The 11,269-nt window shown below is 56.0% G+C and carries 9 protein-coding genes; 4 read left to right on the plus strand and 5 right to left on the minus strand.

Annotation, left to right across the window (positions count from 1 at the left end; translation table 11 throughout):
- Positions 1-324 precede the first annotated feature (324 nt).
- From VMW13_00745 to VMW13_00760, 4 genes are all read left to right on the plus strand, one after another.
- Entirely contained in the window at positions 325-477 is a 153-nt protein-coding gene (locus VMW13_00745) for a hypothetical protein (GenBank protein HUV43334.1), read from the plus strand.
- 111 nt (positions 478-588) lie between these two features.
- A complete protein-coding gene (locus VMW13_00750; GenBank protein ID HUV43335.1) occupies positions 589-2,472 on the plus strand; it encodes a DUF87 domain-containing protein in 1,884 nt (627 codons plus the stop codon).
- 148 nt (positions 2,473-2,620) lie between these two features.
- The gene (locus tag VMW13_00755) at positions 2,621-3,814 is read left to right on the plus strand and encodes a DNA double-strand break repair nuclease NurA (protein HUV43336.1); all 1,194 of its coding nucleotides are present in this window, start codon (positions 2,621-2,623) and stop codon (positions 3,812-3,814) included.
- Entirely contained in the window at positions 3,811-4,917 is a 1,107-nt protein-coding gene (locus tag VMW13_00760; protein ID HUV43337.1) for a DNA methyltransferase, read from the plus strand. The genes VMW13_00755 and VMW13_00760 overlap by 4 nt, the downstream gene beginning before the upstream one ends.
- Positions 4,918-5,152: 235 nt before the next feature.
- Here the strand turns inward: VMW13_00760 and VMW13_00765 are convergent, their stop codons facing one another.
- From VMW13_00765 to VMW13_00785, 5 genes are all read right to left on the minus strand, one after another.
- Entirely contained in the window at positions 5,153-6,898 is a 1,746-nt protein-coding gene (locus VMW13_00765) for a hypothetical protein (protein ID HUV43338.1), read from the minus strand.
- Between the two features lie 136 nt (positions 6,899-7,034).
- Positions 7,035-7,517, minus strand: a complete 483-nt coding sequence (locus VMW13_00770) for a GNAT family N-acetyltransferase (GenBank protein HUV43339.1) — start codon at positions 7,515-7,517, stop codon at positions 7,035-7,037.
- 2 nt (positions 7,518-7,519) lie between these two features.
- Entirely contained in the window at positions 7,520-8,518 is a 999-nt protein-coding gene (locus VMW13_00775; GenBank protein HUV43340.1) for an ATP-grasp domain-containing protein, read from the minus strand.
- Positions 8,503-9,507 (minus strand): D-alanine--D-alanine ligase, encoded by a 1,005-nt coding sequence (locus tag VMW13_00780; protein HUV43341.1) that lies wholly within the window; start codon positions 9,505-9,507, stop codon positions 8,503-8,505. The genes VMW13_00775 and VMW13_00780 overlap by 16 nt, the downstream gene beginning before the upstream one ends.
- Positions 9,479-10,792, minus strand: a complete 1,314-nt coding sequence (locus VMW13_00785; GenBank protein ID HUV43342.1) for a KamA family radical SAM protein — start codon at positions 10,790-10,792, stop codon at positions 9,479-9,481. The genes VMW13_00780 and VMW13_00785 overlap by 29 nt, the downstream gene beginning before the upstream one ends.
- Between the last annotated feature and the right edge of the window lie 477 nt (positions 10,793-11,269).

Below are 11,269 nucleotides of genomic sequence, written 5' to 3' on the forward strand. Positions count from 1 at the left end.
TATCCCTCGGGTACTTGCTTAAGCTTCCTGGCTGCGGTATTCTTCATTCCGGGATGGCTCCTTCTACTCTAAATTTGTGTACTTCCGGTACCTTTCTATTGTAACCGGAGTCATCTTCTTCTGTTACTCAATATACTAATCAGATGAATTGTGTTCAGGACACTGTCATGGTGTTAACCTCCACGGCTCAACCTTAGGTCGCACCTGGGCTACTGGCCCTTACTTGCTTGCCATAATGAGCTAATATCGAAGGAGGCCACCTTACTCGCAAGCGTACACAGTGTTTGCGGGCGTGCATCTCAAGGTGACAGGAGGTTCGGTGATATGGCTGATATTGTGTCGGCCCTTTCGGAAGGACTGGAACGCTCTGAACCGAATACAGAGCCATCAGCTTCAGCCCTCCTGACTAACCTAGTAGAAGAAAGCGCCTATGTTGGTGAGGTGTATTCACTGGGTTACGAAGAAGCCCTCGTCTAGATTCATGACCATCACCGCCAGCAAGTAGTAGGAATACCGGCACTGTCCTTTCTCCTTGCCACGCGTGTAGTCCCTTCAAGTTCCATTGACGTCAGGCAAGAGGATGCCTCTGTGATACTGCTGCGGGTCCTGGACAAGGCGAACCTGCCGAACGCTGATGAGGCCTTGCGCGTCAGGGTGGAAAACGCCCAACGTGTGAGTGGTGAGATCGACAAGAACTGGGGCGACCGCAGTGTTATGGATCCGACCACCCACAACCTGTTGAGCTATGCAGGTGTTCGTTGCCGCGTGCTTGGGACATACTACGTGTCGAACGTATCTGCGGAAGGTGAATCGGTTTTCCAGTTGTCGTTTGGCTCGGATCTCAGTAATTACTATCCGAATCGTGGGCTAAAAGTGTTCAAGCCACGTGGCAAGGTCCTGAAGGCAATCGTCAACTATCGTGGCTCGTACGCCGACGAGGAAACCTCCAGTTACACTGTTCGAATCGGGGATGTACGCTACGCTTCCACGCACAGGCCATTCCAACAAATCGATGGCGTTCCGGTGAGCATTACTCCGCTTGACCTGTTGGGTCAGAAGACGGCTCTCTTCGGTATGACGAGAACGGGCAAGTCAAACACGACGAAGATTATCCTCAAGTCTATTTTCGCCCTGCGGTGGCAAGTCGGTGAGAGGCGCATCGGACAGATTGTCTTTGACCCCAATGGCGAATATGCCAACGAGAACGAACAGGATGCTTCCGGGGCGGACCTGAACCCCGAGGCAATCAAGAACGTCTGGAAGTGCGGCCCAGATGACAGGCAAGATGATCTGAAGGAAGAGGTCGTAACCTACGGCATAACAGGGCATCCTAACGACCCTAACCGCAAGCTCATGCTGTTGAACTTCTATCATGATGAGAATCTGCAGATAGGGAAGGACATCATAAACAACTCGCTTCCTAAGGAAGGGGTGAGATATGTAGACAACTTCAGGGATGTAGCCTTTGACCCGCCAGCCGCGGATGACCATTCCGCCATGACACGCCATCGAAGGCGAGTCCTGTGTTATCGGGCGCTCCTGTACAGGGCCGGCCTGGAGCCCCCAAGCGGTCTGCGGCCGGACACCTCGCGTCTTTTCCACCAGGACTTACTGGCCGCCATGGAGGACGACTCCCAGTGTGAAAGGGGGACCGATCCGGCTGGTTACGGGACGTGCGCCGTAATCCTGAGGAAACCTTCTCCCTCGTGGGGGGAGATGGCTCAGGCCTGCAAGACCCTTCGCGATTACATCTCTGACCGGGATTCATCCTTCGGGTCGTTCGATGCGGAGTATGTACAGACCAGTTCCTCGGGGTCGTGGGCGGATGATGATCTAAGGAAGATTCTGGAGATGTTCAACTACCCGAACGGCTCACGCCTCGTGGGGCGTGTAAAGGAGCAGCACAACTCGTCGGTCTCCTCTGATTACGCCGAGGACATCTATCAGGACCTCGAGAAGGGGGACCTTGTGATTGTTGACCAATCCAGTGGGAACCCTGAGTTGAACAAGGCGAACGCAGATAGGGTCATGCGCTCTATCTTCGAGGCAAATCAGATGAAGTTTCGAAACGCGCAATCACCAACTGAGATACTTGTCTACGTGGAAGAAGCACACAATGTCTTGCCGTCCTCTCGCGAGCTTGATCTGCATGACGTATGGGTACGTACTGCCAAGGAAGGGGCAAAGTACCATATCGGCCTCGTGTATGCCACTCAGGAAGTGAGCTCTATTCAGCAGAACATCCTACGGAATACAGCGAATTGGTTCATCGGGCATCTGAACAACACCGATGAGACCAGGGAGATCAGGAAGTTCTACGATTTCGCCGACTTCGAGGCTAGTATCCTGCGAGCTCAGGACAGAGGGTTCCTTAGAGTGAAGACACTCTCAAACCCCTATGTCATTCCTGTTCAGATTGACCGCTTCTCCATAGAGGCTACGACGGCCGAGGGGAAAGCCGATGCCATATGAAGGCGAGTATGCTGGCTACTCCCCGCTCCGTCGCATTGTAGAATCACAACGCGTTGGTCAACTTCTGTCTAGATCCCGTGTGTACAACCCGAGTAATGGCACTTCAGCCGCTCCATCTCCTTCCGCGATTCCCTCGTACACAGGTCATGTGCCAAGATTCGTCGTCGCCATCGACGGCAGCAATCTGGAGGTACCAGTCGTCAACGGGTATCCGGGAGCCAGAGTTGGCTACTGCACGGTGGCCAGTGTTCTTATAGATCTTGAACTGGTTGACCAGCTTGACGAGCACCGCCCGGTTGATCCAAAGAGATTCCGGGAGACTGAGAAAGCATCCACCATTGATGCTGCATTACCAGGTAGCAACGTGGTCACACGAACACAGGAATCGGCGCGAGTGTCATTTCGGGAGGAACTGCATGACCTTCTCACCACCGAAACTCTTGATGAGGAAGATGGGGTTCCCCTTGTCCAGACGTATGAAGCGCTCCTGTCGCTGAAGCCGAGCGAACATCCCCAGTCGTGTCCCTACTCTGACTCAGATGGTTGCGAGATATCGTTCAACGTACCCTGCGGATGCACCAAATGCCCAGGATGCGGCCGGCCCATATTCTCAACTGATGCTCTGCGAATCCATGAGAGATTCAATGACCTCGGCAGCAACGGTGAGACATTCGCATATGTCAGGCAGGTTTGGGAACGCCTCGTTCTGATCGACCTGTTGCGAGCGTTTGAAAGCCATGGTTGGCTTGACAGAGCTGACAGAGTCGCGTTCTTCATCGACGGTCCGTTGGCGGTGTTCGGTCCGCCGGCTTGGTTGAGTGCCGCCATTAGTGCTGAGCTAAAACGCATCAATGCAGTCGTACGGACCAGCACCGGCTCCGACTTGACCATTGTCGGAATCGAGAAGACTGGTGAATTCGTGACACACTTTGACGAGCTTGATGAAACCGAAGTGTCCGGTGAAGTTCTCTTCGGGCCAAGAACCTACCTAATGCTGACAGATAGCTACATCAAGCAGCGCATCCATCAGTCCTCGAGCCCGCGCCCCTATGGTCAAGACACCTATTTCGGTAGAAAGTTCTTCTACAAGGCATCCAAGGGGGCGCGTATAGTCGCCAGTATACCTTTCTTGAATGAGGCCCAGGATACGATCGACTCAGATGCTGTTTCGCTCTATCCCAGCTTCGAAATAGTCTGTACTCTTCTGGACCGACTCGCCTGTTCCCGTTTCCCGAATGCGCTGACACCTATCGTATCGGCACACGCAGAGGCTTCCATCCCTCTGAACTTGGGATCCAGAGTACTCAGACAACTTGCCCAGGCGCTCATGGTGACAGAATGACGGCGACGGGATTGAGATTCGACACCGCAGAGAAGAGGTGGGCTGGCATAGGCCCCTACTACGCCATGTTTCCCACGCGGTTTGCCGACGAGGTCATTCGGCAATACACGGAACCAGGTGACCTCGTTCTCGACCCATTCGCTGGCCGTTCTACGGCCGTCTATAGTGCGGCTACACAGGGACGCGTCGGCGTTGGAATCGAGCTGAATCCTGTGGGCTGGGTATACGGAAAAGCCAAGCTGTCTCCAGGGCCTCAGCGTACGGTTGAACAGCGACTTGCCAAGTTGGCCACTGCCGCCTCCGGATACGCATCTACTGCTACCGAGATGCCAGAATTCTTCCACTACTGTTTCAGTCGCGACGTTCGCCGCTTCCTTCTTGCGGCGAGAAGTATGCTGGATTGGCGACGGCGAGCTACGGACTGGACGTTGATGGCGCTGCTACTTGTCTACCTACATGGAAAGAGGCACGATTCCCTGTCGAATCAGATGAGACAGACCAAGGCCATGTCTCCTGAATACGCGATCCGCTGGTGGAGAGACCGTGGTCTTACACCGCCAGAGGTGAACCCTGTAGAATTCATGCAGAAACGTATCAAGTGGCGGTATTCGAAGGGACGACCCAAGACCACCAAGAGCCGGGTGTATCTCGGTGAATGCACCGAGCTGTTGACGAGACTTCGTGGTGGGGTGCTGAAGGAGAGGTCAGTTCGCCTGCTCCTGACGTCACCGCCTTACTTCGGTGTCACTAACTACCACTACGACCAATGGATACGCCTCTGGCTGCTTGGATTCTCACCTGAGCCGAACAGCAGAATGGGTCGTCACCGAGAACGTTTTCAGGATCCCAGTCGATACGTAAGTCTGTTGAATACTGCGTTTCGCAAGGCAGCCTCATTGTTGGCCGACGATGGAATCGCATACGTGCGCACTGACACTCGAGAGTTCACCTACTGCACAACGCTTGAGATTCTGGGCGACGTATTCCCTGGCAAGAGGCTTACAGTGCTGGATAGGCCTTTGTCGAGGTCCACCCAGACGCATCTATTTGGAGTCGTATCCAACAGCAAGGGCGAGGTCGACCTCGTGCTGGAACCGGCATGACTACCTACGGGCCTGGACTCGGGCCTCTCTTCGCGTTTTCAGACGACCTCTTCTCATACCTGTCGATTAGCCACCGCATCTCAATGAACATTCTGACGGAATGTGCAATAAGCCATCATTGGCCCGGGGAAAGACCATCAGCGAACCTGACGCCATTGACGATCCTTACTGTAGACGTTGTCCTCTGTCTGTGGCTGAGTCCCCTGCCGGAGTATCTCCGTTCCAGAGCAGGCAATCATTGCGGTGAATAAGCACCTGTCCAGAGCCCGGTGAAGAAGTGGCGCGCATTGATGCCCAGTACCCTGGTGTCATAGCCGCCTTCCTGCACTACCACTGTCGGCAGGTGTAGCACTCCGACCATCTTGCCGTTAACCTCGAAGTCCCTGGCTACCAGGTCCCAGCTGCCCGTCGGGTCTTCTCTTGCTGTATCCAGGCCGAGGGCAACGACCAGGAAATCTGGCCGGAATCTTTCGACTCGCTTCACAGCCGTGCTCAGGGCCTGCCGGTAGCGCTCGACAGCGATTTTCTCAGGCAGGGGGATGTTCACGTTATAGCCTCTGCCGGCGCCGCTGCCTTTCTCTGACTGGAAGCCGCTGAAGTAGGGATAGGCAATACTGGGGCGCCCGTGAATCGAGACCGTCAGTACATCCCGGCGCTCATAGAAGATGTCCTGCTGGCCGTTACCGTGATGGTAGTCAATATCCAGTATGGCCACCTTTCCGTGGCTGCTGAGGTACTCTGCCGCAGCTGCCGCCGAATTGAAGTAGCAGAATCCTCCGAACGCGCGGCGCTCGGCATGGTGGCCGGGTGGTCTCACCAGGGCATAGGCAAGACGATGGCCTTCGAAAATGAGCCTGGCTGCAGTGAGAGCGCAGTCCACTGCCCTTCTAGCCGCAAGGTAAGCGTTCCGGTTGATGGGTGTGAACGTGTCTATGCAGTAGTACCCGGCCCTGATGGGGAGGTCCCGGGGAGGCCGTGCGGCGTTGCGGATAGGAAAAACATACGGATAGATGGACTCGCCGGGTTCCAGCCGGGCGCACACCTTCTTGAAGTAGTTAACGAACTCATCAGCATGCACCGCTCTGATGCGATTCTCCGAGAAATGACGCGGCGGCACCCTTTCAAACAGCTCCGTGGTATCCAGTTCCTTCAGTATTGCGTCTATTCGGACCGGAGACTCGACGTATCCCCGTTCCTCCACGTGATGAATGCCGTGCCGGTCGTTGATGACGATGATAATGCGCTTGTCAGGTGGTATCGAGGCCTTCACCGGCGCAGGAATCTTCTTCCTCACATACCTGGGTTTCCTGAGCTGGACCGGATCGTCCTTGAATGATTCGACGACCATATCAACGTAGTCTGGCGGACATAGGGTGCCGTACTTCCGTTCCAGGATAGCCCTAACGACGCCACGTGCCATGTCCTGACCAAGCACACTGTCTATGCCCAGGTTATCGTATACAAGGTAGGGCGGGTTGTCATCCCCCGGCTTCAGCGGCGTCTCGTAGGCAGTATTGATGATAGGACGGGCTCCGTACCGCTCGTAGAAACGCAGACGGGCAGCGTTCTGCTTCCTCATCTCGGGGTCAGGAGACAGCTTCGGGCTATCCGGCAGGCACTCGAAGAAGAGGCCGGTGGCGTTCAACGAGAGTGTCTCCTCACGTACCCTTTCGTAGAGGGCACCGCCGATGCCTCTACCCATCCGTCTCTCGGCAGTGGAGATGTAGTCCAGGTAGCAGAAATGCAGGACCGGTTCGTGGAACAGCAGGGCAAACCCCTTCACCCGCTCCTTCTGGTCTTCGGCCACGAACAGAATCGAGCGGAAGCGGTACTTGAGCGGGTTCCGTAGTTGTTTGGGTAGCTTTGCCACGTCCCGCCGGGAAAGGCCAGGGAACTGGCTCTGCAGAATCTGCTGGGCTTGGGTTATTGCTTCTTTGTTTGCCGGTGTGGTGTCATCATAGACCCGACGAATACGGAACATGGCTATTTTTCTCCAGATAGGTCAGTATTCAAGCTAAGAGGCAAGGGCTAATCATAATCTCACTATAATGACAGTATAATATCCTGACCAGCTATCCATATCTTACCAGCCACATCGTTGAGACTACCCTTGCCTGCTACCCACCCAGTCTCTTCTGGAGGGTCAGTCTATCATCACCGGGTGCGTAGAAGTCCGGTATACGGGCAACCAGTTCGTAGCCATGATACAGATGAAAGCGCATGGTCTTCTCGTATTCCGGCCGGGAGGATGTCTCAATCAGGGCGAGCCTGCCCCCTGATTCCACGATCCGACTCTCAGCCTGTGCCATCAGCCTGCCGCCAATACCCTGTCCCTGTCTTGCCGGCAACGTTGCCATCCAGTACAGGTCCCACGTCGAATGGGTAAGCGGTGTCGGGCCATAGCAGATGTAGCCGACGACACTGCCATCAACCTCAGCCACAAGCACGTGATACCCGGACCCGGAAGGGCTATGCAGGTAGCTATCGATAACCTCCCTGGCAACGGCTACGTCATCGTGACTGAACTCAGGGATGGTATCCAGGATGCCGAAGAGCGGCGCCCTGTCGTCACGACCCATCGGACGGATGATGCATGTCATTGTCAGCTCCGCTCCAGGGCGATTTCCGTGATCGTGCGAATGAACTGGGCATACGTCATTCCGGCCGCCTCCGCCTGGCGCACCGCCCCCGAGCCTGGGGATATGTCAGGGTTTGGATTTACCTCCAGCACATTCATGCGTCCCTTTCTGTCTGCTCGCAGGTCTATCCTGGCATAACCACGGCATCCCAGCAGGCGGAATACGTGCAGCGCCACTTCTTCGATACGAGCCCTGTCACCGTTCGTGATTCGAGCCGGACAGACAGCCTTCGTGCCTCCATATTCCGGACTGGTGGGTTCCCATTTGGCGGCATAGGTGAGGATTCTGGCTGCCCCGGAAGGCAAGTCGTAGTCTATCTCGGATACAGGCAGCACAGACACATTAGAATTGCTCAGAACGGTGACATTGAACTCCCGGCCGTCAATGAATTCCTCCACCAGCGCTCTGCCGCCATAGGAGTCGCTCACTCGTGCCACCTGCTCCTTCAGTGCACACGGACTGTCCACCACGCTTTCCTGGGATATACCGTGGCTGGCATCCTCTCCGCAAGGCTTAACGATGCAGGGATATCTCAGCCGGAAGGCTGAGACTGTCTCCGAATTAAGCACCTGGAACGCAGGCGTGTCAATGCCGTCGTACCGCAGTATCTCCTTGACCCTGGTCTTGTCCAGGCCTAGCCTCAGCACCGGGGCAGGACAGCCGGTGTGGGGTACGCCGAGCGTCACCAGCACGTCGGCTATTTCGGCCTCGGTCTCCGGGCAACCGGAGAAACCCTCGAAGAGGTTGAATACCAGGTCCACGTCCAGGGACTTCAGTCTTGCCACAGCTTCTTCAACAGGAGGCTCCAGCGGTACCGACACGACCTCGTAGTCCAGTTCACTCAGGGCGATGGAGACCGCCTCAACTGCATCCAGAACGCCGGCGACAGCCTGCCGCTCGCCGAGCTGGTCATAGCGCGACGGGGATACTGCATTGTGGATAACGGCTACACGCTGGCGCACTGAGGGTACCTCCGTAACGCCGCGTTCAGTATGCCACCGACCAGCTGCGAATGACTCCAGCCCATTGCGGTTGCCATGATATACAGGTCGCTGTGGGTCCCCAGTCCTGGCAGAGGGTTTATCTCGATGAAATAGGGCAGTCCCTCGGGACTAACCCTGAAGTCCACTCGGGCGAAATCCCGGCACCCCAGCGTCTCGAAGGTTCTCAGGCTCAGGGAGCTGATTTCCCCAATGACCTCTTCCCCGACCTGAGCAGGACATTCATAGTCGACCAGGTTCCTCCAGTCCCGCTTGACCTCCAGTGAGTAGACGAAATAGTCGCGCTTCTGCCGGGGGACCACGCGCATTACGCCGACCACGGCGGGAGGAGAATTGCCTACCATGCCCACCGTAACCTCGTCCCCGGAGATAAACTCTTCAACCATCATCGGTTGCTGATAGCAGTCCAGGAGATCACGCACCAGCCCCTCCGCCTCCTTCGGGCTCTCCGCCAGCGAAGTGAGACGAATGCCCTTGCTGGAACCTTCACAGGCCGGCTTGATGATGACCGGGAAGGAGAAATCCGTCCATGGTGCTCCACCAAACGCGCTGCTGCTCTCGATAACCCGGAAGCGGGGCGTGCGGACACCGGCCGCGGACACCAGCGTCTTGGTCAGTGGCTTGTCGAGGCAGATGGACAGGGACTGAGGGTCGGAACCGGAATAGGGCACTCCAAGCATTTCCAGTATGGAAGGCACCTGGGCTTCCCGACTTCGGTAAGTGCCCCTCCCCTCGGCTATATTGAAGACGAAATCAACCGGTTCCTCAAGGATTCTCCTGAGGAACTCCCGGCCACCGCCGAGCATTACGACACCGTGTCCCTGGACTTCCAGACTTCTGGCGATGAGCTCCACGGTCTCCGCCGAGTCGTACTCCTCCAGGGCGTCCTCAGGGCCGCTAAGTTCCCGACCCACGGCTTCTTTAAGATCGTACGCTAACCCTATCCTCATGACGTGCTCCTCCCTGCCGAGCGGATCTCCGGGTCTCAGTGGTCATGGCGGGAACCGGTACCGCCACTGGACTGTCCGCACTCTCCGGGTGTTCCTGTTCTGTAGAGGCTCCGGGGTTACGAAAGCGAATGACCCTGCCCTTGTAGTTCCGCACCGTAAGTTCGCTTGCTGTCTGCGCCAGCACGTAGTCCGGCTGCATGGGCACCTTGCCGCCACCCTCAGGCAGGTCAATAACAAAGGTGGGTACGGCCAGCCCCGATGTGTGACCACGCATGCCTTCGATAATCTTCACGCCAACCTCTACCGGCGTCCGCAGGTGTTCCGTACCCTGCACCTCGTCACACTGGAAGAGATAGTAGGGGCGCACCTTGATCCTGAGCAGTCCGTGACACAGCCTCAACTGGGCCTCGACAGTGTCGTTTATGCCTTTCAGCAGGACGGACTGGTTGTTGACCGGGACCCCGCTCCTGAGAAGCCGGTCGCAGGCCGCCGCCGCCTCCGGAGTTATCTCGCGCTCATGGTTGAAGTGCGTATTGAGCCATATCGGCCCATGACGGGACAGCATGGCGCACAGCTCATCATCAATACGTTGAGGCAGGACAACAGGAAACCTGGTGCCTATCCGGATGATCTCGACATGCTCTATTACCCTGAGCCTGGAAATGATGTACTCAAGGTGACTGGTGGAGAGTGTCAGCGGGTCCCCGCCCGAGATGATGACATCCCTGACTGTTTCATGCCGGCGTATGTAGACCAGCATGTTGTCTATCTCCTCCGGGGTGCGTACCCAGCCGCCTTTGTGCCACTCTCTCTTCCTGGTGCAGTGGCGACATAACATCGGGCAGATATCCGTGAGTACCATCAGAACCCTGTCCGGATAGCGGTGCACCAGACCCGGTACCACGGAATCCCTCTTCTCCTCCAGGGGGTCTTCCGAACCCACCGAGCCCATGGTCACCTCCAGAATGGAGGGTACCGCCTGTCTCCTGATGGGGTCATCAGGGTCATGCGGACAGATGAGAGACAGATAGTAGGGTGTTATTGAGAGAGGGAACTTCCTGGTTACGAGCTTGAGGCGTGTTCGTTCTCGGGATGATAGAGGTATGTACCTGGCCAGTTCGTCAACGGTGGTGATGCGGTTGCGGAAATGCCACTTCCAGTTGTCCCAGTCAGCCTGGGGAGTATCGGCAAACAGTCTACGTGCAGGACCGTCTGCTCTGCCCGGAGGTTCTTCTTCAACCTCCTCCAGTGTACGGTCTCCTGTTGTCTTCACAATCATTCTCATTGTGCCTTTCACCTCGGTTCTCTCTATGATATACTCTGCCAACATCTGTCAGGATAGGGTTCGCGCAGCCATCCCCGTTCACCATTGTCTTCGACTCCGCCCGGTTAGATTGTCTGACATACACTTTACAGGAAGCATCCGAGCCAGAGCCTTGGATAATGGTTGGAATTTCAACAGAAAACCCTAAGACTATCATTAGAATTTCTGTCTACTCTTGGTATCTCGGAAGTTAACCTCTTTTTCCGCCTTTGCCTCGGTATTATAGCCGCACTGCAGACAGTACAGATACCGGCTAGTTTCGTGTTGGTCAAGTTGGTCAAGCAACAGGTTGCCTCCACAACGTGGACAATTGTAGTGTTTACGATTGCGAGTCACATTCCCCCCTCGGTGCTTTGTTAAGGGTGTCAACTATCGTCAAAGAAAGGAGGACCTCGGTTTGCCCCAGCGAGTTGTTTTGACCTATGGACGGGAACCGGT

It is taken from the genome of Dehalococcoidales bacterium, assembly GCA_035529395.1.
GTDB lineage: Bacteria > Chloroflexota > Dehalococcoidia > Dehalococcoidales > Fen-1064 > DUES01.

Excerpts from the sequence above, each read along its gene's own strand:
- VMW13_00745 (HUV43334.1), top strand. The coding sequence starts at position 325 with ATGGCTGATATTGTGTCGGCCCTTTCGGAAGGACTGGAACGCTCTGAA.
- VMW13_00785 (HUV43342.1), bottom strand. The coding sequence starts at position 10,792 with ATGAGAATGATTGTGAAGACAACAGGAGACCGTACACTGGAGGAGGTT.
- VMW13_00770 (HUV43339.1), bottom strand. The coding sequence starts at position 7,517 with ATGACATGCATCATCCGTCCGATGGGTCGTGACGACAGGGCGCCGCTC.
- VMW13_00780 (HUV43341.1), bottom strand. The coding sequence starts at position 9,507 with ATGAGGATAGGGTTAGCGTACGATCTTAAAGAAGCCGTGGGTCGGGAA.
- VMW13_00765 (HUV43338.1), bottom strand. The coding sequence starts at position 6,898 with ATGTTCCGTATTCGTCGGGTCTATGATGACACCACACCGGCAAACAAA.
- VMW13_00760 (HUV43337.1), top strand. The coding sequence starts at position 3,811 with ATGACGGCGACGGGATTGAGATTCGACACCGCAGAGAAGAGGTGGGCT.